Origin of the sequence: Sinorhizobium terangae (genome assembly GCF_029714365.1) — a bacterium.
Classification (GTDB): domain Bacteria; phylum Pseudomonadota; class Alphaproteobacteria; order Rhizobiales; family Rhizobiaceae; genus Sinorhizobium; species Sinorhizobium terangae.
In genome coordinates this window covers 1,058,573-1,081,769 of sequence record NZ_CP121659.1, presented here as the reverse complement: position 1 = coordinate 1,081,769, position 23,197 = coordinate 1,058,573, and the positions used below count along the sequence as shown (strand labels likewise).

Genomic DNA, 23,197 nt, shown 5'->3' with positions numbered 1-23,197 from the left:
AGAATTTTGACGAGAAAAGAAACTATTTCAACAGCCCCCTCGCGAAGCACTGGAAATGCTGGACTCTTGGCCCGCGCCATCCCATGTACGGAGGCGGAAAACCAGGAATACGGCCACATGCAGCGCGACAATCTCGACCAAACCATGTTTGCCCCGCCAGGATCGCCTGCGGTGCGCTGGCGCATTGCCCCTTCCCTCGTCGACTATCCACAGGCGGTCGAAACCATGGAACGGGAAGCCGCGGCAATTGCCGCCGGCACGGCGGACGAATTGGTCTGGCTGGTCGAGCACCCGCCTCTTTATACGGCGGGTACAAGCGCCGAGGCCTCAGACCTGGTGATGCCAGACCGTTTCCCTGTCTTTGCGACTGGCCGGGGCGGCGAATATACCTATCACGGTCCGGGTCAGCGGGTCGTCTATGTCATGCTTGACCTAAAGCGCCGCCGGCAGGATGTGCGCGCCTTTGTCGCAGCGCTCGAGGCAGTCATTATCACCACTCTCGATTCGATGAACGTCAAAGGCGAACGCCGCGAGGACCGGGTGGGCGTATGGGTGCGTCGCCCGGAAAGGCCGCCATTGCCGGACGGATCGGTGGCCGAGGATAAGATCGCTGCTATCGGCATCCGGCTCCGCAAATGGGTGAGCTTTCATGGCTTCGCGCTGAATGTCGATCCGGACCTCGATCACTTCGGCGGTATCGTGCCCTGCGGCATCCGCGGCTACGGTGTCACCAGCTTGGTCGATCTTGGCCTGCCGGTCATGATGCCCGACGTCGATATCCGGCTTAGGGAGGCATTCGAATCGGTCTTTGGACCGACGCGCGTCGATAGCGACAGTCTCCAACCATTGGCTCCCTCGGCCTGAATCCGGCCGCCCGTCGCATAATTCGTTATATCTGTATGGTGGCCGGCGAAACTTACGCTCGCTTTCGCTTCTGCGCCTGCCGCTCCCGCCATATGATGTACAGCCCGGACGCGACGATCACGAGAATGCCGAGCCATTTCGACGGTGTCGGAAAGTCGCCGAACACGATGTAGCCGAGCGCCGTAGCCGAGACGATTTCGAAATAATGGAATGGTGCAAGAAGCGATATCGGCGCGGCCTGAAATGCCTTGACGACAAGGAGATGGCCCCAGCCCGAAATGGTCCCGAGCGCAATAACGAGCGCCCATCCGAGCGCCGATTGCGGCAGTGACGGTTCGAAGTCGGCAGCGCCCAATCCACTGCCGACGGCGATCACTGCCGCCATGAACAGCGTGCCGCCTATGCCGGCGATCGTCTGCATCGTCAGTGGCGGATCGGCGCTGCCAACAGCGCGGTTCAGGAAGAGGTAACAGGCAAAGAGGAAGGCGCAGGCGACCGGCAGCAAGGACGTCAGGCCGAACATGGCAAAGCTCGGCTGGATGACAACCATTGCGCCGCCGAAGCCGACTGCGATCGCCGACCATCGACGCCATCCCACCCTCTCGCGCAGGAGCAGCGCTGAAAGGCAAGTCAGGATGAACGGCTCCACGAAGTAGATGGCGAACACGTCCGCGAGCGGCATGTATTTCACTGAAACGAAGAAAAAGAGCGCCGCCGCCGCGAGCAATACGCCGCGAAGAATGTTCGGCCAGAGCCGCTTCGGATAAAACGCCCGCAGCCCGCCCGCCGAGAGCAACAATGGCGCCGTCGATACAAGTTGAAAGAAGAAGCGGTAGAAGGTCACTTGCCCGGGCGACATGCCCTCATAGACCGCCATATATTTCGCAATCGCATCCATGCAGGGCAGGATGAGCATGGCGAAGAGCATGATCGCCACGCCGCGCATAATGGGATTGTGCGGCGCCACGGCCGCTGGGGCATATTCGTTCACGGGCAGATTTCCAATGTCGGGGCCGAAACTTAGCTCGTTTCGGCAAGGTTTCAACATGCGACTAATAGTGAGCCGCATTTGACCGCGTTTTTGACGTTCCGAGGTGGTCCGTCGACACCGCAATGCCTATAAGCTGATTTCAACTCGCCCCGCAGCCGGAAGCCAGGGGCGCTTCCGGCAACCATCCGGGCCCCTTGAACGCACCCGCGCCAAAGGAGAATGCCATGCGCTTGTCCACCGAAACCATGATCGCGCGTCTTCGCGAGACAGGAGACGGCGACACGCTTGGGGGACGCATCTGGAGAGCGCGTGACGCCGCGAATCTTTCCGTGACGGAACTGGCGGATCGGCTTGGCGTGCGCTGCGAAACCGTTGCTGCATGGGAACGCGACCGTGCCGAACCTCGCACCAATCGCCTCTTCATGCTTGCTGGCGTGCTGGGTGTCACTCCAGCCTGGCTGATCGCCGGCATCGGCCGCGCCCCTGACGACGATGCCGCCGTCGGCTCGACGGAGGCACTCCGGGACCAACTCGATCTTGTCAAGAAACTGCACGCTCAGGCCGGCGAGGCCATCGCCGCGCTGGAAGCGGAACTCGATCGCATCCATCGGACCATTCGTCCAAGACGGTAAGCGACGCCGAAGCGCGTTTTCCGCCCGCATGCCAATTAACGTAGTAGAATAGCTTATCGCCGATTCCAGCTTAGCGCACCGACTGCCACAATGCTGGCTATCGGGCCGCTGCCAGCAAGCATTTACAAGGGAGAAGAGACATGGACGTACGCGCCGCCGTCGCCACTCAGGCCGGCAAACCTCTGGAAATCATGACGGTTCAGCTCGAAGGACCGAAGGCCGGCGAGGTGCTGGTCGAGGTCAAGGCGACCGGCATCTGCCACACCGATGATTTCACCCTCTCCGGTGCCGACCCGGAAGGGCTGTTTCCGGCGATCCTCGGCCACGAGGGCGCCGGCATCGTCGTCGACGTCGGCCCCGGCGTCACCAGCGTGAAGAAGGGCGACCACGTCATTCCGCTCTACACCCCGGAATGCCGCGCCTGCCCGTCCTGCCTCAGCCGCAAGACCAATCTGTGCACCGCCATCCGCGCCACCCAGGGCCAGGGCGTCATGCCGGACGGCACCTCGCGGTTTTCGCTCAACGGGGAGAAGCTGCACCACTATATGGGCTGCTCGACCTTTGCGAACTTCACCGTTTTGCCGGAGATCGCCGTCGCCAAGGTCAACCCGGACGCCCCGTTCGACAAGATCTGCTATATCGGCTGCGGCGTCACCACCGGCATTGGCGCGGTGATCAACACCGCCAAGGTCGAGATGGGGTCGACGGCGATCGTCTTCGGTCTCGGCGGCATCGGTCTCAACGTCATCCAGGGGCTCAGGCTTGCCGGCGCCGACATGATCATCGGCGTCGATTTGAACAACGACAAGAAGCCCTGGGGCGAGAAGTTCGGCATGACCCACTTCGTCAATCCGAAGGAGGTCGGCGACGACATCGTGCCCTATCTCGTCAACATGACCAAGCGCGGCGCCGATCAGATCGGCGGCGCCGACTACACCTTCGACTGCACCGGCAATGTCAAGGTGATGCGCCAGGCGCTCGAGGCCTCGCATCGCGGCTGGGGCAAGTCGGTGATCATCGGCGTCGCCGGCGCCGGCCAGGAGATTGCGACCCGGCCATTCCAGCTCGTCACCGGCCGCACCTGGATGGGCACCGCCTTCGGCGGCGCGCGCGGGCGCACCGACGTGCCGAAGATCGTCGACTGGTACATGGAGGGCAAGATCGCCATCGATCCGATGATCACCCACACGCTGCCGCTCGACGACATCAACAAGGGCTTCGAACTGATGCATTCCGGCGAAAGCATCAGAAGCGTCGTGATCTACTGAGCTGCCGACCTGAACCAACAAAGCACCGGAACCGATTGAATTCCGGTGCTTTTTGACTGCTACAGCGCCGCGCGTCTATCAGACGCGCAAAGGACGCTGTAGCACCTTGAATCGCTGCATGTTTTTATCCTTAAATCGGATCCGATTTAAGGAAACATGCAGTAGGAAATGTGTACAAGATGATCTTCGTCGATGCCGACGCCTGCCCCGTAAAGGCGGAAATTCTGAAGGTAGCGGAACGTCACGGCTTCGAGGTGACGTTCGTCGCCAATTCCGGCCTGCGCCCGTCGCGAGACCCGATGGTGCACAACGTCATCGTGTCGGCAGGCTTCGACGCAGCTGACAATTGGATCGCCGAACGTGCAGGAGAGGGCGACATCGTGATTACGGCGGATGTCCCGCTCGCCGCACGCTGCGTCGCGGCTGGTGCCCTCGTTACCGGGCCATCCGGCCGACTCTTCGACAAGAACAACATCGGCATGGCTACGGCCATGCGCGACCTCGGCGCGCACCTGAGGGAAACCGGCGAAAGCAAGGGCTACAATGCAGCCTTCACGGCAAGGGATCGCTCAGCTTTCCTGGAGGCGCTTGACCGACTCTGCCGTCAAGCCAAAAGATGAGCTCGGAAGGACGCTGGGCCGCGCGATGAGACGGACGACAAGGCTGCGACATTGGCCATTCTATGCGGCGCTCGGCTGCGCCCTGATGAGCCTGCCGATCTCCCTGGTCCTTGCTCCACGCTTTGCCCTCGAGATCACCGCCATCACGTTCTTCTGTGTTTATCTCATCAAGGCGGCCATGCGGCTCAGGCGGCTGACCGGAAATTATCTCGAACATCATGCGCATGGTACCGACGAACCTGAAGCGGTCATTTTTCTGGTTACGCTTGCCGCGGCTGCCGTCTCGCTGCTGTCGCTCTTCCTGGCTCTCAGTCGGCAGGATCCGGGCTATGGACTCGAACTGCCCCTCGCCTTTGCCTCCGTCGGACTCGGCTGGGCGACGATCCACACCATGGCGGCAATGCATTACGCGCACGTCTATTGGGTACCCGATGAGACGCGTGATCCGATCGGGCCGGCACGCGGACTGATGTTTCCGGAAACGGGCACGCCCGGCGGTTATGACTTTCTCTATTTCGCCTTCGTCATCGGTATGACCGCGCAAACATCGGATGTGGCAATCACCACAACGACGATGCGCCGGATCAATCTGGCGCATGCCGTCGTTTCGTTCTTCTTCAACACGGTGCTGGTCGCCGCGGCCGTCAATGCGACCGTCCAGCTGGCCGGCTGACGCCTCATCCATTTCAAGGAGAGCCTCATGAAAGTAATCTCGCAAAACACGGCCTTTGGCGGCATGCAGGGCGTCTTTTCCCATGACTCGGCCGCCTGCAAGGGTGAAATGACCTTTGCCGTCTATGTACCGCCGCAGGCGATCGGCGAGCCGCGCCCTGTTCTATGGTACCTGTCCGGCCTCACCTGCACCCACGCAAACGTGACGGAAAAGGGAGAATATCGCCGCATGGCCTCGGAGCTCGGCATCATCATCGTCTGCCCGGATACAAGCCCGCGCGGCAGCGATGTGCCGGACGAACTGACTAACTGGCAAATGGGCAAGGGCGCCGGGTTCTATCTCGACGCAACGGAGACGCCCTGGGCCGAACATTATCAGATGTACACATACATCACGGAGGAGCTACCCGCCTTCGCCAGCCAGCATTTCCGCATGGACATGAGCCGCCAGGGTATTTTCGGCCATTCGATGGGCGGGCACGGGGCAATGACGATCGCTCTTAGAAACCCGGAGCGGTTCAAGAGCTGCTCGGCGTTTGCGCCGATCGTGGAGCCCTCGACGGCCGACTGGTCGGTCGGTGCCTTCGAGAAATACCTTGGCCCCGACAAGACCGCCTGGCGCCAGTACGATGCCTGTGCATTGGTCAAGGACGGGGCACGCTTCCCGGAGTTCCTGATCGACCAGGGCAAGGCGGACGGGTTTCTTGAGAACGGCTTGCGCCCCTGGCTTTTCGAGGAAGCGGTAAAGGGGACCGGAATAGGGCTGACACTGCGGATGCACGAGCGTTACGACCATTCCTACTACTTCATATCGACCTTCATGGACGATCATCTGAAGTGGCATGCCGAGCGGCTCGGCTGAGAAACGGTCGTACGGGATCCGACCGAGCATCACGACATGGATTGGAAGCGTGGTTGGCCCGCCGCTTCGACCAAGCGGACGCTTGACTGCGCAAGCCCGTGGTGACCTTCCATGTCGATGACGAGATGCCAGTGGGCGGTCTCGGGGATCATCATGCGCAACGGCGATTTTCGGGCGACGCCGCCAAGGAACTGGTGCTTCAACGTTTCCCTGTAGCGGGTGAAGTTGTCGGCGGTCATCAGCCGGACGTTGGCGACGGCCGACAGCGTCACTTCGATCGTCGTGCCGGCCCTTTGTTCCTTGAGGTCGTAATGGGTATAGTTCAATGCTCTTTTTGTCATCGCCGCCTGGACCGGAAACTTACATAAGACACTTCTCACAATGCTAGCGAGCGCCGCTTAACGAATGGTTTTGCACCAAAAGCGCAACGCCCTTGTCTCGTCACTACGATCTTCATTTCAGCCCCAACGGAAATCGGCTTCATGTTCCATATCCTGCTCGTCGGCGCCGGTGGTGCGCTGGGCTCCATGCTACGTTATCTCGTCGGCCTCTGGACGCTCCATCGGTTCGGTCCCGCCATTCCCTGGGGCACCTTGAGCGTGAACGTCAGCGGTTCGTTCCTGATCGGTTTCCTGGCGGAGCTGATCATGCACAAGATGGGGGCGTCTCCGGAAATGCGCGTGTTCCTGATCACCGGCGTGATTGGGGGCTACACCACATTCTCCGCCTTCTCGCTGGACGCAATAACGCTGCTGGAACACGGCCAGCCGGCGCTCGGCATCGCGTATATTCTGGCAAGCGTGGTTCTTTCCATTCTTGCGGTCTTCGCCGGACTGGCCCTGATGCGCGCAATGGTCTAAAGCCAGCAATTCAAAGTGCTACAGCGTCCTTTGCGCGCCTGATAGGACGCGCGGCGCTGTAGAAGAACAGGATTTTTGCAGATGGCAGGCATAGAACACAGACTGGTGGACGGCGACGAGGCGGGAATGCGCCTCGACCGCTGGTTCAAGGTGCATTTTCCCGGGCTCGGCTTCGGACCGCTGCAGAAGCTGCTGCGCTCCGGCCAGATCCGCGTGGATGGTGCCCGCGCAAAATCCGATACGCGTGTGCAGCCGGGCCAGACGATCCGCATTCCGCCTCTCGGCGTCGATGCCAAGGACACCAAGACGGGCCCGATCGGCGGTCGGGACCTGCGCCATTCGCCTGATGGCGAACTGCTGTCGCGCATGGTGCTCCACGAAGACGCAAAGGTGATCGTGCTCAACAAGCCCGCCGGCCTTGCCGTGCAGGGCGGGTCCGGCGTCAACCGCCATATCGACAAGATGCTTGAAGCGTGGACGAACCAGAAGGGTGAAAAACCACGACTGGTGCATCGTCTCGACCGCGACACATCAGGCGTTCTCGTCGTGGCCCGTACGCGCGGAGCCGCCCAGCAGCTGACCGCCGCGTTCCGCGAGCGCGATACCAAGAAGACCTATTGGGCCCTGGTCAAAGGCGTGCCGCGCAAGCGCGAGGACCGTATTTCCACGTGGCTCGTCAAGGAGCAGACGGCGGATGGCGATCGCATGCGGATCGCCAAACACGGCGACGACGGCGCGGACCACGCGATTTCCTACTACCGCATCGTCGAGCAGGCCGGGCAGAATCTGGCCTGGCTCGAAATGGAGCCCTATACCGGCCGCACGCACCAACTGCGCGTCCACGCCGCCCACATCGGGCATCCGATCATCGGGGATCCGAAATACTTCGAGGCCGATATTAACTGGACCTTCCCCGGCGGCATCCAGAATCGGCTGCATCTGCACGCCCGGCACATCGACATTCCGCATCCGAACGGCGGACGACTGAAGGTCACGGCCCCCCTGCCCCCCCATATGGTGCAGAGCTGGAACCTGCTCGGCTTCGACGAAAATGCCGCCGACGAGGAAGATAGATGAAGCTCGTCCTATTCGATTGCGACGGGACGCTGGTAGACAGCGTCGCGTTGATCCATGAAGTGATGGGCCGCACTTTCGAAGCCTTTGACCATCCCCGCCCGACGACCGAAGCGACCAAGGCAATCATCGGCCTGACGCTCGACATCGCGATCGCCCGCCTGTTGGGCCGCGAGCATGTCGATGACCGTGCAGTCACAATGACGGCACATTACAAGGAGATCTTCGCTTCAGTGCGGGCTGAAGCAGGGTTTCAGGAGCAACTGTTTCCCGGCATTGCCGAGATGTTGCAGACGCTTGCCGCACGCGATGAACTGCTGATCGGCGCTGTCACCGGAAAATCGCGCCGGGGCCTCACACATATTTCAGCCACACATGGCCTCGACAAGATCTTCTTCGTCTCCCGGACGGCCGACGACTGCCCGTCCAAACCGCACCCGGCGATGGTCATGGAATGCTGTGCGGAGGCAGGCGTTGACGCGAAGGACACGCTCGTGATCGGCGACGCCATCTACGATATGCAGATGGCGAAGGCGGCCGGTGCCGATGCGCTCGGGGTCGCCTGGGGTTACGCAAGCGTGCCGGCTCTGATCGAAGCCGGCGCCGACCACATTGCCCGCACACCGGAAGACATAATCGAATGGATGGAGCGCAACCATGCCTGATATACGCGATGAGTTGAGCGGCGCGTTGAGCCATGAAGATCCGGTACGGCGTGCACAAATCCAGATGCAAAAGCCGCTGGCAAAGCGTTTCTACAAGGAAGTGAGCATCGGTACTGCGGAAGATGGCGGTCAGACCGTGCTTCTTGACGGCCGTAGGCTGCGCACGCCAGCGAAACATCCGCTTGCGGTTCCGACCCGCAAGCTTGCGGAACTGTTGGCGGCCGAGTGGGATGCGCAGTCCGACGTAATCGACCCGGCGGCAATGCCGATTACGCGCATCGTCAATACCGCGATCGACGGTGTGGCGCTCGATCACCGCGCTGTGTTCGACGATATCCTGCGTTTCGTCGGAAGTGACCTCCTCTGCTATCGTGCCGACAGTCCCGATGGGCTGGTTGCACGGCAGAACGAGCTCTGGGACCCGATCCTCGACTGGGCTGCGCAGTCGCTCGGCGCCCGTTTTATTCTGATCGAAGGCGTGATCCACCAGGAACAGCCTCAAGAGGCGATCGCGGCCTACGCCGAGGGCCTGCGCGCCTTCGCGACGCCACTCGGACTAACGTGCCTGCATACGTTGACGACACTCACCGGATCGGCCCTGCTTGCGCTCGCCTTCGCCATGGGCCGTCTGACGGCAGAGGAAGCCTGGGCTGCCGCTCACGTCGACGAGGACTGGCAGATCGAGCATTGGGGAACCGATGAGGAAGCCTTCCGTCGCCGCGAAAACCGGTGGCAGGAAATGCAGGCTGCGGCAACGGCGCTCGACGCCCTGAAATAGCGTCGAGCATTGCCGCTGCGGCAGTCAATTCCCGCTGCGTTAGAACCGGATGCGCTCACGTGCGTTCGCGCCAACGCTCTATATGTTTGTTTTTGCCGCATTTGTGCGACGTCAGGTGATTCCACCTGACTGCAAACTGCCCTAGAGCGGTTCCGGTTTTGACTGAATCGGAGGGGATTCCGTTTTAGTCCGTTTTGTGATTCAAGATGCTGGCTGGAGCGGAGGCCAGCATCCGATGACGCGACCTCTTTCGAACGATCTTCGTGAACGTGTTGTTGGCGCCATTTCGGCGGGGGAAAGCTGCCGATCGGTGGCGGCTCGTTTCGGCATTGCCGTATCGTCGGCGGTGAAGTGGTCTCAGCGCTATCGTTCGAACGGGTCCGTGGCGCCCGGCAAGATGGGCGGCCACCGCAAGCATGTGCTGGAGCCGCACCGTGCGTTCATCGCGGAGCGGATCAACCAGACGCCGCATTTGTCGCTGCACAGGCTGAAGGAAGAGCTGGCGGCGCGTGGGGTGAAGGTGTCGCACGATACGGTCTGGCGGTTCCTGCGCCGCGAGGGGTTGCGGTTTAAAAAAAACGCTGTTCGCCCTTGAGCAGGCCCGTGCCGATATTGCCCGCCGGCGGCAACGCTGGCGCTCCTGGCAGTCCGGTCTCGATCCGAGACGGCTGGTGTTCATTGACGAAACCTGGATCAAGACCAACATGGCGCCGCTCTATGGCTGGGGGCCACGAGGCAAGCGCCTGCGCGGCTTTGCCCCGCACGGCCACTGGCGCACGCTGACCTTTGTCGGCGCTTTGCGCCACGACCGGCTGGCAGCGCCTTGCGTCTTCGACGGACCGATCAACGGTCGGTGTTTCCGCGCCTATGTCGAACAACAGCTCGTGCCCGTGCTCGAACCCGGCGACATCGTCATCATGGACAATCTCGGCTCGCACAAGTCGGCGGCCATCCGGCAGATGATCCGAGCCGCCGGCGCGCGGCTCTGGTATCTCCCGCCATACTCGCCCGATCTCAATCCGATCGAGCAGGCCTTCGCCAAAATCAAACACTGGATGCGGGCGGCTCAGAAGCGAACCGTCGAGGAGACATGGAAATACCTCGGCAGCCTTGTCCCCTCACTCCAGCCCGACGAATGCAGCAACTACTTCGCCAACGCCGGATATGCTTCTGTCAAAACCTGAAACGCTCTAGGCGAAGAGCTTGAGACCGGCAATGCCGGCGACGATCAGGCCGATGCAGCCGAGGCGAATGAGCGTCGCCGGCTCGGCAAAAAGGACGATCCCGAGCACGACGGTGCCGACAGTGCCGATGCCGGTCCATACGGCATAGGCCGTGCCAAGAGGCAGCGAGCGCACAGCAATACCGAGAAGCACGACGCTGAGGATCATCGATCCGACCGTCAGCACGGTCGGCGTGAACCGCGTAAATCCGTCCGTATATTTGAGACCGATCGCCCAGCCGATTTCGAGAAGGCCGGCGAGCAGAAGGGTGATCCAGGCCATTTCCAACTCCTGTTCTGGAGCGAGGCCGTCCCCGCGGATGTTCGGGACAAATCGATCCCGTGCAGCCGTCTGCAATGCGCTGCCTATGCCACGAGAGCGTACTGGCAGCAAGGCACTTCCCGGAAAGCCTGCCTTGCGGCGGACGCAAATCTCTCCTTAAGAATTTCGCTCGCGCCGAAGTTTCGCCCACCATTCGAGCCGCTTGCGAAGCTCGCGTTCGAAGCCGCGCTCAGGCGGGTCGTAGAACGTCTTGCGGCCCATCTTCTCCGGAAAATAGTCCTGCCCCGAAAACGCGTCCGGCTCGTCGTGGTCGTAACGATATCCCTCGCCGTAACCCTCGCCCTTCATGAGTTTCGTCGGGGCGTTCAGAATATGTTTCGGCGGCAGCAGCGAGCCGTTTTCCTTCGCTGCACGCATCGCCGACTTGTAGGCGGTGTAGACAGCATTCGACTTCGGTGCCGTCGCGACATAGACACAGGCTTCGGCCAGCGCCAACTCGCCTTCCGGCGAGCCGAGATAGTCATAGGCATCCTTGGCGGCGTTGCAGATCACCAATGCCTGAGGATCTGCAAGCCCGATGTCTTCGACGGCCATGCGCACCAGCCGCCTGCCGATATAAAGCGGGTCCTCGCCGGCATCGAACATGCGGCAGAGATAATAGAGCGCGGCATCCGGATCCGAGCCGCGAACGGACTTGTGGAGCGCCGAGATCAGATTGTAATGCCCATCCTGCCCCTTGTCATAGACCGGGGCGCGGCGCTGGACGATGTCTTGCAGAGCTGTGGCATCGAAGATTTCATCCCGACGCGCCGCACGCCAGACTTCTTCGGCAAGCGTCAGCACGGCACGCCCATCGCCGTCCGCCATGCGCAGCAGACTGGCGCGGGCGTCCTCGTCGAGCGGCAGGGGCTTGCCCTCCGCCTGCTCGGCGCGTTTCAAAAGCTCCTCCAGGCTCGCCTCGTCATGCGGCTTGAAGGTCAAGACACGCGCGCGTGACAGGAGTGCGGCGTTGAGCTCGAAAGACGGGTTTTCCGTCGTCGCGCCGACAAGGATCACCGTTCCGTCTTCCATGACCGGCAGGAAGCTATCCTGCTGGGCGCGGTTGAAGCGATGGATCTCGTCGACGAACAGCAGCGTCTGGCGGCCCGACATCCGCCTGGCACGCGCAGAATCGAACACCTTCTTGAGGTCCGCGACGCCGGAGAAGATCGCCGAGATCTGCTCGAAGGCGAGGCCGGCCTCTCCGGAGAGCAGACGCGCTACGGTCGTCTTGCCCGTCCCCGGCGGCCCCCAGAAGATCATCGATCCCAGCGAACCGGACGCTATCATGCGGGTAAGAGCACCATCTTCGCCAGTCAGGTGCTCCTGCCCCGTGACTTCGGCAAGCGTGCGTGGCCGCAGCCTGTCGGCGAGTGGCCTCGCCGACGCCATTTCCGGTGGTTCGATGGGTGAAAACAGATCGCTCATTTGAAGAACTGTCTGATGACTTGGCCGTCGCGCTCGATCTCGACACGCCACAGGGATGCGTCCTCGGCCGTGACGCTCTCGAGCGTCTTCGACGTGTCGATCTCCGTGCCGTTGACCGACCGGACAATGTCCTTCGGCTGAAGGCCGATCCGGGCTGCCGGCGAGCCGCGATTGATCTCGGTCACGACGACACCTCGCAGCGAAGTCGGCATCCGCAATTCTTCCGCCAGCCGCGGGGAGAGATTTGCAACGACCGCACCGGCGAAGGGATTGCGCCCTTCGATCAGCCGCTCGTCGCGCGGCGAAGTCTCCGGTGCCCGCTCGAGCTTGAGGACGACATCGCGCGTCTTCCCGTTTTCGGAGATCGTCACACGCGCCTCGTGACCGATACCGACGGTCGTGAGGCGATAGCCGAGCGCGTCCGGGTGTTCGACGGCGATGCCGTTGACCGCGGTAACCACCTGCCCCGGCTTGAGGCCGGCGGCAGCGGCCGGACCGTCGGCAGCGACGGCCGTCACCAATGCGCCACGTGCCCGGTCAAGACCGAGCGCATCGGCCACTTCCGACGTGACCGGTTCAAAGGTGGCTCCGATAAAGGGACGGATGAACGAGCCGCCGCCGCTCTCTGCAGAGGCGACGAAGACCTTGACCAGATTGGCTGGAATCGCGAAGCCGACGCCGTTAGAGCCGCCGCCCCTCGAAAAGATCGCCGTGTTGATCCCGATCAGCTGCCCCTTCATGTCGATCAGGCCGCCGCCGGAATTGCCGGGATTGATGGCCGCGTCCGTCTGGATGAAGAAGCCGAAGTCGCCGGAGTTAATCTGGTTGCGGGCGAGCGCCGATACGATACCGCTCGTCACGGTTTGGCCGACGCCAAAGGGATTGCCCATAGCCAGCACCAGATCGCCCACCTCGACGGCGTCGGAATCGCCGATCGGAATGATGTCGAACGGCCCGTCCGACTGGATCTTCAGGACAGCAAGGTCGACGCGGTCATCCTTGAGCATGATCTTGCAGGGGAGCTCGCGCCCGTCGGCAAGCGCGACCTTGATGTCGTCGGCCCCCTCGATAACGTGGTTGTTCGTGACCACGACGCCGTTCCGGCCGACGATCACGCCAGAGCCGAGCGACGACTGCTTTTCGGTCCTGTTCGGCATGCGTTGTCCGAAGAACTCCTCGAAGAAGGGATCTCCGGAAAAAATCGATCGCCGCTCGACGACCCGCTCTGCATAAACGTTGACCACGGCATTCGCCGTCTGCTTGACCAACGGTGCGAAGGAAAGCTGCATCTCGGCGCGGGATTCGGGCACGGCCTTGCCGTCCTGCGCTACCGCGGGGACGGACATTGCAACGGCTAGGACAAATGTCACCAGTGCTCGACGGCCAAAGATCATATATCAGTTCTCCTTATCGTTGCCGCTACGATCAGATAGGATTTCGCAGGAAAAAAGGCAAACGGCTGAACAGGCTGACGCTCACGGACGACACACGAAAACGTGGTTTCCCGCATCTTTTCCAGTGATTGAATCTTTGCTCATCTGATCGCTCGTAACCGCCAATCTATAACGGGGAAACTCCATGCCCGCCTACCGCCCGCCGCGCATCGCTACGTCCGAGATCACGCCCGAACGCTTTTTCCTCAATCGAAGAACATTTCTGGCGACGGCGGCGGGCGGCCTGATATTGGGTGGGGCGACGGCGGTTCGTGCGACCGCCCTCAAGGCATGGCCGGGCCCCTATAAGCTTGATGACGCCATGACGCCCGAGAAAGACGTGACGAGTTACAACAACTACTACGAATTCGGGACGGGCAAAGGCGACCCCTCCGCCAGTTCTGGAAGCTTCAAGCCTTCACCCTGGACCGTAAAAGTCGATGGCCTCGTCGCCAAGCCGAAGGAATTCGGACTTGAGGAACTTCTGGCCTTCCCGCTCGAAGAGCGGATCTATCGCATGCGTTGCGTCGAAGCCTGGTCCATGGTCATCCCGTGGATCGGCCTTCCGCTGGCGGCCCTTCTCGACAAGGTCGAACCACTCGGCAGCGCCAAATATGTCGCCTTCGAGACCGTGGTGAGGCCGGAGGAAATGCCCGGCCAGGCCGGCTATTTCCAGCCTCTCGAATGGCCTTATCGCGAAGGCCTGAGGCTGGACGAGGCGCGGCACCCGCTGACGATCCTTTCGGTAGGCCTCTATGGAAAAACGCTGCCGAACCAGAATGGCGCGCCGATCCGATTGGTCGTGCCCTGGAAATACGGATTCAAAGGAATCAAATCGATCGTGCGAATCTCGCTGACCGAGACGCCCCCGCCTTGCACCTGGAACCTCGCTGCTCCGAACGAATACGGCTTCTATGCCAACGTGAACCCGGCTGTCGATCACCCGCGCTGGAGCCAGGCGACGGAGAACCGCATCGGCGAAGGCGGCTTTTTCGGTGCCAACCGACGCGACACGCTTCCCTTCAACGGTTATGGAGACGAGGTCGCCAGTCTCTATGCCGGCATGGATCTGACGGCGAATTTCTGACGATGGCAGCCCTCCCCACCCTGCCGAAACGCTTTCATGGCCCTTCTGTCTGGGTGCTCTATGCGCTCGGTCTCTGCCCGGCGATATCGGCCTTCTATCTTGGCGCCACCGGGAAACTGCCGGGCAACGCAGTCAAGGAGTTCGAGCACCTGCTTGGCCTTTGGGCGCTTCGCTTCCTCGTTGCGACGCTGACGATCACGCCGATCCGCGACCTTTTCGGGGTAAACTGGCTGAGATACCGCCGCGCGCTCGGTCTGCTCGCGTTCTACTACGTGCTGATGCACTTCCTGGCCTACATGGTGCTGGACCAGACGCTGCGCATACAGCCGATCATCGCCGATATCGCCCGCAGGCCTTTCATAACCATCGGCATGGCCGCGTTCGCGATGCTGATTCCCCTGGCGATCACATCGAACAATTGGTCGATCCGCCGGCTCGGCCAGCGGTGGAACAAACTTCACCGGCTCGTCTATGTGATCGCGGCCGCCGGCGCTCTTCATTTCGCCATGGCGGTGAAGGTCGTGGGGCCGGAGCAGATGTTTTACCTCGGCCTCGTCGCCCTGCTTATTGGCTGGCGGGCTGTCCGGACGCGCTTCCTTCGCTGGAGGCGCCAGCAGGTCGTTTCAGGTCGTCCCGCAACAGAAAAAGCGGCCGGGTGACGATCACCCGGCCGCTTCGATTCTTCTGTCGCTAGTTTTGGCGATCAGGCCGCTTCGGCTGCTTCAGCTTCGGCTGCAACGCGAGCGCGGTCCTTCGCACCCTTGGCATTGACATCGCGGTCAACGAACTCGATGACAGCGAGCGCGGCGTTGTCGCCGTGACGGAAGCCTGCCTTCATGATGCGCAGGTAGCCGCCGTTGCGGGTGGCATAACGCGATGCGATCGTGTCGAACAGCTTCGAGACGACGGCAACGTCGCGGATCTGCGAGATCGCCTGACGGCGGGCATGCAGGTCGCCGCGCTTGCCGAGCGTGACGAGCTTTTCGACGATCGGACGGATTTCCTTTGCCTTCGGCAGGGTCGTCAAGATCTGCTCGTGTTCGATCAGCGAAGCTGCCATGTTGGCAAACATCGCCTTGCGGTGGCTGGCGGTTCTATTCAGCTTGCGGCCGGCTTTACCGTGGCGCATGGCTAGTCTCCTTTACTTGCAGGCATCCGCCTGCAGTCTATTGGTTAGTATTGGTCTTCGTAACGCTTGGCGAGATCTTCGATGTTCTCCGGCGGCCAGGACGGCACTTCCATGCCGAGGTGCAGGCCCATGGAAGCGAGAACTTCCTTGATCTCGTTGAGCGACTTGCGACCAAAATTCGGCGTGCGGAGCATTTCTGCTTCCGTCTTCTGAATGAGGTCGCCGATATAGACGATGTTGTCGTTCTTCAGGCAGTTGGCCGAACGGACGGAAAGCTCCAGTTCGTCGACCTTCTTGAGAAGCGCCGGGTTGAAGGCGAGTTCGGTGACTGCCTCTTCCTCTGCTTCCTTGTGCGGCTCTTCGAAGTTGACGAAGACCGACAACTGATCCTGAAGAATGCGCGCCGCAAATGCGATCGCATCTTCACCGGTAACCGAGCCATCGGTTTCGATGGACATCGTCAGCTTGTCATAGTCGAGAACCTGGCCTTCACGGGTGTTTTCCACCTTGTAAGAGACCTTCTTGACCGGAGAGTACAGGCTGTCGACCGGAATGAGGCCAATCGGCGCGTCTTCCGAGCGGTTACGGTCAGCCGGCACGTAGCCCTTGCCGTTGTTGACGGTGAACTCCATGCGGATCTCGGCGCCCTCGTCGAGCGTGCAGATCACATGGTTCGGGTTGAGGATTTCGATGTCGCCAACCGTCTGGATGTCACCGGCCGTTACAACGCCGGGGCCCTGCTTGCGCACGACCATGCGCTTTGCGTCGTCGCCATCCATCTTGATGGCGATTTCCTTGATGTTGAGCACGATGTCGGTCACGTCTTCCCGAACGCCCGGGATAGAGGAGAACTCGTGCAGCACGCCGTCGATCTGCACCGCGGTGACGGCAGCACCGCGCAGCGACGACAGAAGCACGCGGCGAAGCGCGTTGCCAAGCGTCAGACCAAAGCCGCGCTCAAGCGGTTCCGCGACCAGCGTTGCCTTGGTGCGGCCGGAGGAGGCGAACTCCACCTTGTTCGGCTTGATCAATTCCTGCCAATTTTTCTGGATCATGTTTTCTGCCTTCCGTTCGTTGCCACCATCCAATCGTGACAACCGAGCCCCGAAGACCGGGAGAGCGCCTGGACGCCCTCACCGGGATGTTGAATGCAAATGATCAGACGCGGCGCTTTTTGCGCGGGCGGCAGCCGTTGTGCGGGATCGGGGTCACATCGCGGATCGAGGTGATCATGAAGCCCGCAGCCTGCAGAGCGCGAAGTGCAGATTCACGACCCGAACCCGGACCGCAAACTTCCACTTCCAGCGACTTCATGCCGTGTTCCTGAGCCTTCTTGGCGCAGTCTTCAGCGGCGATCTGAGCGGCAAACGGGGTCGACTTACGCGAACCCTTGAAACCCTTTGCACCGGCGGACGACCAGGCGATTGCATTGCCCTGCGCGTCGGTGATGGTGATCATCGTGTTGTTGAACGACGAATTGACGTGTGCAACGCCAGACGTGATGTTCTTGCGCTCGCGGCGGCGAACGCGGGTGGCTTCCTTGGCCATTGGATCCCTTTCTTAGATCTCTGCACCGCCGTAATTCCAGCGGCTCCACCGGGAAAAGGATTGTTCGTCCCCTGCCCTGAATCTTCACTTCTTGCCGAGCCAGCACGCCGGCCCGACGGATATTCGCTGAACCGATCCCGGTCCGCGACGGTCAGGCGACACCGCCTTCCCAAACTGCAAAAGGAGGCCGGCGCACGACGCCAGCCTCCCGATTTCCCCTTTCGGGAAATTACTTCTTCTTGCCGGCGATCGCCTTGGCCGGACCCTTGCGGGTGCGGGCATTGGTGTGCGTGCGTTGACCGCGCACCGGCAGGCCGCGACGATGGCGAAGACCACGGTAGCAGCCGAGGTCCATCAGGCGCTTGATGTTCATCGCGGTTTCGCGACGCAGATCACCTTCGACCTGGTAATCGCGGTCGATCGTCTCGCGGATCTGAAGAACTTCAGCGTCCGTAAGCTGGTGTACGCGACGGTCGGACGGGATGCCGACCTTCTCGATGATTTCCTGCGCGAATTTCGGGCCGATCCCGTGAATGTAGGTCAGCGCGATGACGACGCGCTTTGCCGTCGGGATGTTGACGCCAGCGATACGTGCCACGTCTATTCTCCTTGCGTTCCAGTTGCCATCCGGCAATAGGTGCTTCGTTACGCGACCTCGAAGAGCCGCACGTTAATTGAGGTTCGAGACACGTCAAAAACGACCGCACCCGGACTTCGTTACTTTGAAGACCGCGCCGATCGCTTCTCATGTCGCGAGTTGACGCTGTCTTTGGAGGAATCGGCCGGAAAAGTCAACTCCCCCGGCGGTTCCATTTTGGCAAAGACGAATGTCTAAGCCAGAATCTTCTCGATTTCGGCGGTGACCGTATTCACGTCCGCCATGCCGTCCACAGTCTTCAATTGACCGGTGCCGGCATAGTATTCCGACAACGGCTTCGTCTTCTCGCGATATTCCGTCAAGCGACGCTTGAAGGCTTCTGGATTGTCGTCGGAGCGAACGGTGCCGCCGGCCGCGACGGTTTCCGCTACGCGATTCTCCATCCGCCGTACAAGAGCTGCCTCGTCGACTTTCAGCTCGATGACGGCATCGAGCTTCAACCCCTTGCTTTCGAGCATCCGGTCGAGCGCCTTGGCTTGCGGGACGGTGCGCGGATAACCGTCGAGGATAAACCCCTTGGCGCAGTCCGGCGCGTCGATGCGGTCAGAGACGATTTCATTGACGATCTCGTCGGAAACGAGCTGGCCGGCGTCCATGACGGCCTTTGCCCGCTTGCCCACTTCGGTCGCCTGAGCCACGGCCGCGCGCAGCATGTCGCCTGTGGAAAGCTGCGGAATGCCGTATCTCTCCGTCAGAAGCTTGGCCTGTGTACCCTTGCCAGCGCCCGGCGGGCCTAAAAAAATCAGTCTCATCGTCCCCTCTTTCCTCCGCGCAGCTTCGACTTCTTGATCAGCCCCTCATACTGCTGAGCAATGAGGTGACCCTGGATCTGTGCTACCGTATCAAGGGTGACGCTGACAACAATCAAAAGCGACGTACCACCAAGGTAGAACGGCACGCCGGTCTGCGAGATGAGGATTTCAGGCAGGATGCATACGAAGATCAGGTAGATCGCGCCGATCACGGTGATGCGCGTCAACACGAAGTCGATGTATTCGGCCGTCCGTTCGCCCGGGCGAATGCCCGGGATAAAGCCACCGTGCTTCTTCAGATTGTCCGCGGTGTCTTTCGGATTGAACACGATCGCGGTGTAGAAGAACGCGAAGAAAGCAATCATGCCGCCGTAGAACAGCATATAGAGCGGCTGGCCATGACCGAGCGCGCTGACGATCGCCATTGCCCAGCCCGGCAGCGTCGCAGTGTTGGCGAAGCCAGCCAGAGTCGCCGGCAAGAGCAGCAGCGACGACGCGAAAATCGCCGGAATGACGCCCGAGGTGTTGAGCTTCAGCGGCAGGTGCGACGTATCGCCCTGGAACATCCGGTTGCCAACCTGGCGCTTCGGATACTGGATCAGCAGTCTGCGCTGTGCACGCTCGACAAAAACGATCAGCGCGATCACTGCCACGACCATGATGATGATGGCGAGAATGAGCGGCGTCGAGAGCGCCCCGGTGCGGCCGAGTTCGAGCGTTCCGGCGAGCGCGGTCGGCAGGTGCGCGACGATGCCCGCGAAAATGATCAGCGAAATGCCGTTACCGATGCCGCGCGAGGTGATCTGCTCGCCCAGCCACATCAGGAACATCGTGCCGCCGAGAAGAGAAATTACCGTCGAAATGCGGAAGAACCAGCCCGGATCGATGACCAGACCGTTGCCGCTCTCCAGCCCGATGGAAATGCCGTAGGCCTGCATTGCGCCGAGGAGCACCGTGCCATAGCGGGTATACTGGTTGATGATCTTGCGGCCCTGCTCGCCTTCTTTCTTCAACTGTTCGAGCGCCGGCACGACCGAGGTCATGAGCTGCACGATAATCGAAGCGGAAATATAGGGCATGATGCCGAGCGCGAAGATCGCCATGCGCTCAACCGCGCCGCCCGAGAACATGTTGAAGAGGCCAAGAATGCCCCCGCTCTGGCCCTGGAAGGCCTGCGCAAACGCATCCGGATTGAGGCCGGGCAGCGGGATATAGGTGCCGAGGCGATAAACCAGAAGCGCGCCAAGGGTGAACCAAAGACGCTTTTTCAGATCCTCCGCCTTGGCGAAAGTTGAAAAATTCAGGTTCGAGGCAAGCTGTTCCGCTGCAGAAGCCATGCGATTCTCCGCGTACCAAATTTCGGAATCAGCGGGAAAACCCGGTCAGTTCCGGAAAGAGAAAGTCTTCGTTCTTGAAAACCGGACGCGAGGCGATTGTCGCTGCAATCGGATGCCTCACCGTGGTTTCCGTTATGTCCGATACAGCGAGTGATTCGCCGCCTCGAACGTGAGGCTCACATATGGGAGCAAAACCGCCCGGAGTGAAGCACCCCGGGCGGTTCATCAGTCACATTATTCTGCGGCTGCTGCAAGCAGCTTGACCGAACCGCCGGCCTTTTCGATCTTCTCGATCGCCGACTTGGACGCGCCGGCAACTTCGAGCGAGACTTTCGCCTTCAGTTCGCCGTCAGCGAGAACGCGAACACCGTCCTTCTCGCGGCGGATAACGCCGGCAGCCTTGAGAGCAGCGGCATCGACCGTCTTCGACGCGTCGAGCTTCTTGGCATCGACGGCAGCCTGGATCCGGCCGAGCGACACGACAACGAACTCCGAAGCGAAGATGTTGTTGAAGCCGCGCTTCGGCAGGCGACGGTAGATGGGCATCTGACCGCCTTCGAAGCCATTGATGGCAACGCCCGAACGAGCCTTCTGACCCTTTACACCGCGGCCGGCGGTCTTGCCGGAGCCGGATCCGATACCACGGCCAAGACGCTTGCGGTTCTTGGTCGAGCCTTCGTTGTCCTTGATTTCATTCAGTTTCATTTCTGGATCCCCCTCACTTCTCGTCGACGACGCGAACGAGGTGCTGGACGGCCCGGATCATGCCGCGAACGGCCGGAGTGTCTTCCAGCGTGCGAACCCGGTGCATCTTGTTGAGGCCCAGGCCGATGAGCGTCTGACGCTGCACGGCCGGACGGCGAATGGGGCTACCGATCTGCTCGACGGTAACCGTCTTCTTGGCAACTTCTTTCTTAGCCATCAGTCAGCTCCCTTATTCTTCGGAAGCAACGCCGGCGGAAACGCGGCGGGCCTGGAGCGTGGCGTACTTCATGCCGCGCTGTGCCGCGATGTCCTTCGGGTGCATCTGGTTCTTGAGCGCGTCGAACGTCGCGCGAACCATGTTGTAAGGGTTCGACGAGCCGGTCGACTTGGCGACAACGTCGTGAACGCCGAGCGTTTCAAAGACGGCGCGCATCGGACCACCAGCGATGATACCGGTACCGGCCTTGGCCGAACGCAGCAGCACCTTGCCGGCGCCGTGACGGCCATGGACGTCGTGATGCAATGTGCGGCCACCACGCAGCGGGACGAAGATCAGGTCGCGCTTGGCGGCTTCCGTTGCCTTGCGGATGGCTTCCGGCACTTCGCGCGCCTTGCCATGACCGAAGCCAACGCGGCCCTTCTGGTCGCCGACGACGACGAGAGCTGCGAAACCGAAACGACGACCGCCCTTCACCACCTTGGCGACGCGGTTGATCGCGACGAGCTTATCGACAAATTCGCTGTCGCGCTCTTCGCGGCTCTGGCGATCTTCGCGAGAGCCTCTTTTTTCTTGTGCCATTGTCCTCTTCCTTTTTCTTTTCCGGGTGCAATCGGCAGATTGACGAAGGCCGCTTCACTTCCTTCGAAATCGAAGCGGCCGGGGTATTACGAAGCCGGATGCCGCCCGAGCGTTGCGGCTCGGGCGGTGAACCTTAGAAGTTCAGGCCGCCTTCGCGAGCTGCCTCGGCCAGCGCCTTGATGCGGCCGTGGTAGATGAAGGCGCCACGATCAAAGACAACGTCCTTGACGCCCGCCTTGGAAGCGCGCTCTGCAAGGAGCTTGCCGACAGCCGTAGCGGCCGCGGTATCAGCACCGGTCTTCAGCGAAGACCGCAGATCCGTGTCGAGGGTCGATGCGGAGGCAAGCGTCTTGCCGGCAACGTCATCGATGATCTGCGCATAGATGTTCTTCGACGAGCGATGAACCGACAGGCGCGGGCGGCCATTGGCGACCGCCTTGATTTGACGGCGCACGCGGCTGGCGCGACGCACAAGAGTATCTTTCCTGCTAGCCATTTCGCGTGATCCTTACTTCTTCTTGCCTTCTTTGCGGACAATCCGCTCTTCGGCATACTTGACGCCCTTGCCCTTGTAGGGCTCGGGGCCGCGGTATTCGCGGATTTCCGCGGCAACCTGGCCGACCTGCTGCTTGTTGATGCCGGTGACGACGATTTCCGTCGGCTTTGGCACAGCGATCGTGATGCCTTCCGGAGTCTGATAGACCACGTCGTGGCTGAAGCCGAGCGCCAGCTGCAGGTTCTTGCCCTGCATCGATGCGCGGTAACCGACGCCGTTGATCTCGAGCTTGCGCTCGTAGCCGTCCTTCACGCCCTTGAAGATGTTCTCGATCATCGTGCGGGACATGCCCCACTTCGAACGAGCATCCTTGCTCTCATTGAGCGGCTGAACGACAACCGTGTTGTTTTCGAGCTTCACCGATACTTCGTCGTTTGCGACGAAGAACAGCTCGCCCTTCGGACCCTTCGCCGTTACCTTCTGGCCATCAACGCTAGCCGTGACGCCTGCCGGAACTTGAACGGGTTTCTTACCGATACGAGACATTTTTTTACCTGTCTGTTCGCTATGGAGATCCTGCCCGGCCTTAGAAGACCGAGCAAAGAACCTCGCCACCAACATTCTGTTCGCGTGCCTGATGATCGGCCATCACGCCCTTCGGGGTCGAAAGGATGGTGATGCCGAGGCCGTTCGCGACCTGCGGAATGGACTTGACCGAGACATAGACCCGGCGGCCCGGCTTGGAGACGCGTGCGATCTCGCGGATCACGGACGAGCCTTCGTAGTATTTCAGTTCGATGTTCAGCTCGGACTTGCCGTTGCCGAATTCGACTTCGGAGTATCCGCGGATGTAGCCTTCGGCCTGAAGGACATCCAGAACGCGTGCGCGGAGCTTGGAGGCCGGCGTCGAAACGCTGGACTTGCGGCGCGCAGCGCCGTTGCGGATACGGGTGAGCATATCGCCCAAGGGATCAGTCATTGCCATGTGCCCGTCT

At 61.1% G+C, this 23,197-nt stretch carries 30 protein-coding genes; 13 read left to right on the top strand and 17 right to left on the bottom strand.

The annotated features are described in order from the left end of the window. The first annotated feature begins 117 nt into the window (after positions 1 to 117). Positions 118 to 864, top strand: a complete 747-nt coding sequence (lipB, locus tag QA637_RS05165; RefSeq protein WP_283064879.1) for a lipoyl(octanoyl) transferase LipB — start codon at positions 118 to 120, stop codon at positions 862 to 864. Between the two features lie 52 nt (positions 865 to 916). On the opposite strand, the gene QA637_RS05160 is transcribed toward lipB, so the two are convergent. Then, positions 917 to 1,810 carry a DMT family transporter gene (locus QA637_RS05160; RefSeq protein ID WP_283064877.1) on the bottom strand — a complete coding sequence of 298 codons (894 nt, stop codon included), beginning with the start codon at positions 1,808 to 1,810 and terminating at the stop codon, positions 917 to 919. A 269-nt stretch (positions 1,811 to 2,079) separates the two neighbouring features. Here QA637_RS05160 and QA637_RS05155 point away from each other — a divergent pair, with 269 nt between their 5' ends. From QA637_RS05155 to fghA, 5 genes are all read left to right on the top strand, one after another. After that, positions 2,080 to 2,487, top strand: coding sequence for a helix-turn-helix domain-containing protein (locus QA637_RS05155; protein WP_283064141.1), 408 nt, complete (start codon positions 2,080 to 2,082; stop codon positions 2,485 to 2,487). Between the two features lie 140 nt (positions 2,488 to 2,627). Beyond that, entirely contained in the window at positions 2,628 to 3,755 is a 1,128-nt protein-coding gene (locus QA637_RS05150; protein ID WP_283064139.1) for an S-(hydroxymethyl)glutathione dehydrogenase/class III alcohol dehydrogenase, read from the top strand. 179 nt (positions 3,756 to 3,934) lie between these two features. Beyond that, positions 3,935 to 4,375, top strand: coding sequence for a YaiI/YqxD family protein (locus tag QA637_RS05145; RefSeq protein WP_283064138.1), 441 nt, complete (start codon positions 3,935 to 3,937; stop codon positions 4,373 to 4,375). 25 nt (positions 4,376 to 4,400) lie between these two features. Then, a complete protein-coding gene (locus QA637_RS05140; RefSeq protein WP_283064136.1) occupies positions 4,401 to 5,048 on the top strand; it encodes a DUF1345 domain-containing protein in 648 nt (215 codons plus the stop codon). A 27-nt stretch (positions 5,049 to 5,075) separates the two neighbouring features. Beyond that, positions 5,076 to 5,909, top strand: a complete 834-nt coding sequence (gene fghA / locus QA637_RS05135; protein WP_283064134.1) for an S-formylglutathione hydrolase — start codon at positions 5,076 to 5,078, stop codon at positions 5,907 to 5,909. Between the two features lie 29 nt (positions 5,910 to 5,938). Here fghA and QA637_RS05130 read toward each other — a convergent pair whose 3' ends face one another. Further along, entirely contained in the window at positions 5,939 to 6,250 is a 312-nt protein-coding gene (locus tag QA637_RS05130) for a DUF1883 domain-containing protein (protein WP_153442040.1), read from the bottom strand. A gap of 141 nt (positions 6,251 to 6,391) precedes the next feature. On the opposite strand from QA637_RS05130, the gene crcB reads away from it, so the two are divergent. The 5 genes from crcB to QA637_RS05105 all read left to right on the top strand — a co-directional run bounded on the left by crcB (position 6,392) and on the right by QA637_RS05105 (position 10,470). After that, entirely contained in the window at positions 6,392 to 6,769 is a 378-nt protein-coding gene (crcB, locus tag QA637_RS05125) for a fluoride efflux transporter CrcB (protein ID WP_283064131.1), read from the top strand. A gap of 81 nt (positions 6,770 to 6,850) precedes the next feature. Continuing rightward, positions 6,851 to 7,846 (top strand): RluA family pseudouridine synthase, encoded by a 996-nt coding sequence (locus tag QA637_RS05120; protein ID WP_283064130.1) that lies wholly within the window; start codon positions 6,851 to 6,853, stop codon positions 7,844 to 7,846. After that, positions 7,843 to 8,508 (top strand): HAD-IA family hydrolase, encoded by a 666-nt coding sequence (locus tag QA637_RS05115; protein ID WP_283064129.1) that lies wholly within the window; start codon positions 7,843 to 7,845, stop codon positions 8,506 to 8,508. The genes QA637_RS05120 and QA637_RS05115 overlap by 4 nt, the downstream gene beginning before the upstream one ends. Next, entirely contained in the window at positions 8,501 to 9,286 is a 786-nt protein-coding gene (locus tag QA637_RS05110; protein ID WP_283064128.1) for an ATP12 family chaperone protein, read from the top strand. The genes QA637_RS05115 and QA637_RS05110 overlap by 8 nt, the downstream gene beginning before the upstream one ends. A 235-nt stretch (positions 9,287 to 9,521) precedes the next feature. Continuing rightward, positions 9,522 to 10,470 (top strand): IS630 family transposase gene (locus QA637_RS05105; protein ID WP_153441515.1). Its coding sequence is split into 2 segments (ribosomal slippage): positions 9,522 to 9,857 and positions 9,859 to 10,470, totalling 948 coding nucleotides; the frame shifts between segments, so codons are not numbered across the junction. 6 nt (positions 10,471 to 10,476) lie between these two features. On the opposite strand, the gene sugE is transcribed toward QA637_RS05105, so the two are convergent. The 3 genes from sugE to QA637_RS05090 all read right to left on the bottom strand — a co-directional run bounded on the left by sugE (position 10,477) and on the right by QA637_RS05090 (position 13,652). After that, a complete protein-coding gene (gene sugE / locus QA637_RS05100; RefSeq protein ID WP_153442045.1) occupies positions 10,477 to 10,791 on the bottom strand; it encodes a quaternary ammonium compound efflux SMR transporter SugE in 315 nt (104 codons plus the stop codon). Positions 10,792 to 10,947: 156 nt separating this feature from the next. Further along, on the bottom strand, positions 10,948 to 12,258 hold the full coding sequence (locus QA637_RS05095; protein WP_283064127.1) for a replication-associated recombination protein A: 1,311 nt from the start codon (positions 12,256 to 12,258) through the stop codon (positions 10,948 to 10,950). Next, on the bottom strand, positions 12,255 to 13,652 hold the full coding sequence (locus QA637_RS05090) for a DegQ family serine endoprotease (protein ID WP_283064126.1): 1,398 nt from the start codon (positions 13,650 to 13,652) through the stop codon (positions 12,255 to 12,257). The genes QA637_RS05095 and QA637_RS05090 overlap by 4 nt, the downstream gene beginning before the upstream one ends. A gap of 184 nt (positions 13,653 to 13,836) precedes the next feature. On the opposite strand from QA637_RS05090, the gene msrP reads away from it, so the two are divergent. Together msrP and msrQ are read left to right on the top strand one after the other, a co-directional pair. After that, positions 13,837 to 14,778, top strand: a complete 942-nt coding sequence (gene msrP, locus QA637_RS05085; RefSeq protein ID WP_283064125.1) for a protein-methionine-sulfoxide reductase catalytic subunit MsrP — start codon at positions 13,837 to 13,839, stop codon at positions 14,776 to 14,778. 2 nt (positions 14,779 to 14,780) lie between these two features. Continuing rightward, positions 14,781 to 15,437: a protein-methionine-sulfoxide reductase heme-binding subunit MsrQ gene (gene msrQ, locus QA637_RS05080; protein ID WP_283064122.1), complete on the top strand. Its 657-nt coding sequence runs from the start codon at positions 14,781 to 14,783 to the stop codon at positions 15,435 to 15,437. Positions 15,438 to 15,481: 44 nt separating this feature from the next. Here the strand turns inward: msrQ and rplQ are convergent, their stop codons facing one another. The 12 genes from rplQ to rpsH form a co-directional block, all read right to left on the bottom strand. Next, complete coding sequence (gene rplQ / locus QA637_RS05075) at positions 15,482 to 15,907, bottom strand: 50S ribosomal protein L17 (protein ID WP_283064120.1); 426 nt, start codon at positions 15,905 to 15,907, stop codon at positions 15,482 to 15,484. Positions 15,908 to 15,951: 44 nt separating this feature from the next. Further along, a complete protein-coding gene (locus tag QA637_RS05070) occupies positions 15,952 to 16,962 on the bottom strand; it encodes a DNA-directed RNA polymerase subunit alpha (RefSeq protein ID WP_136504366.1) in 1,011 nt (336 codons plus the stop codon). Positions 16,963 to 17,065: 103 nt separating this feature from the next. Then, on the bottom strand, positions 17,066 to 17,455 hold the full coding sequence (rpsK, locus tag QA637_RS05065) for a 30S ribosomal protein S11 (protein ID WP_003536496.1): 390 nt from the start codon (positions 17,453 to 17,455) through the stop codon (positions 17,066 to 17,068). A 229-nt stretch (positions 17,456 to 17,684) separates the two neighbouring features. Next, entirely contained in the window at positions 17,685 to 18,053 is a 369-nt protein-coding gene (rpsM, locus tag QA637_RS05060; RefSeq protein ID WP_136504365.1) for a 30S ribosomal protein S13, read from the bottom strand. A gap of 233 nt (positions 18,054 to 18,286) precedes the next feature. Further along, positions 18,287 to 18,865, bottom strand: coding sequence for an adenylate kinase (locus tag QA637_RS05055; RefSeq protein ID WP_283064104.1), 579 nt, complete (start codon positions 18,863 to 18,865; stop codon positions 18,287 to 18,289). Continuing rightward, a complete protein-coding gene (gene secY, locus QA637_RS05050) occupies positions 18,862 to 20,202 on the bottom strand; it encodes a preprotein translocase subunit SecY (protein ID WP_283064102.1) in 1,341 nt (446 codons plus the stop codon). Before secY ends, QA637_RS05055 begins: the two co-directional genes overlap by 4 nt. Positions 20,203 to 20,436: 234 nt before the next feature. Next, positions 20,437 to 20,907, bottom strand: a complete 471-nt coding sequence (rplO, locus tag QA637_RS05045; protein WP_283064100.1) for a 50S ribosomal protein L15 — start codon at positions 20,905 to 20,907, stop codon at positions 20,437 to 20,439. A gap of 13 nt (positions 20,908 to 20,920) precedes the next feature. After that, entirely contained in the window at positions 20,921 to 21,124 is a 204-nt protein-coding gene (rpmD, locus tag QA637_RS05040) for a 50S ribosomal protein L30 (RefSeq protein WP_026617379.1), read from the bottom strand. 12 nt (positions 21,125 to 21,136) lie between these two features. Continuing rightward, positions 21,137 to 21,706 (bottom strand): 30S ribosomal protein S5, encoded by a 570-nt coding sequence (gene rpsE, locus QA637_RS05035; RefSeq protein WP_153442054.1) that lies wholly within the window; start codon positions 21,704 to 21,706, stop codon positions 21,137 to 21,139. Positions 21,707 to 21,839: 133 nt separating this feature from the next. Beyond that, positions 21,840 to 22,202 (bottom strand): 50S ribosomal protein L18, encoded by a 363-nt coding sequence (gene rplR, locus QA637_RS05030; RefSeq protein ID WP_136504360.1) that lies wholly within the window; start codon positions 22,200 to 22,202, stop codon positions 21,840 to 21,842. 12 nt (positions 22,203 to 22,214) lie between these two features. Then, positions 22,215 to 22,748 carry a 50S ribosomal protein L6 gene (gene rplF, locus QA637_RS05025; RefSeq protein ID WP_153442055.1) on the bottom strand — a complete coding sequence of 178 codons (534 nt, stop codon included), beginning with the start codon at positions 22,746 to 22,748 and terminating at the stop codon, positions 22,215 to 22,217. A gap of 40 nt (positions 22,749 to 22,788) precedes the next feature. Continuing rightward, positions 22,789 to 23,187 carry a 30S ribosomal protein S8 gene (gene rpsH / locus QA637_RS05020; RefSeq protein WP_136504358.1) on the bottom strand — a complete coding sequence of 133 codons (399 nt, stop codon included), beginning with the start codon at positions 23,185 to 23,187 and terminating at the stop codon, positions 22,789 to 22,791. Positions 23,188 to 23,197: the final 10 nt, after the last annotated feature.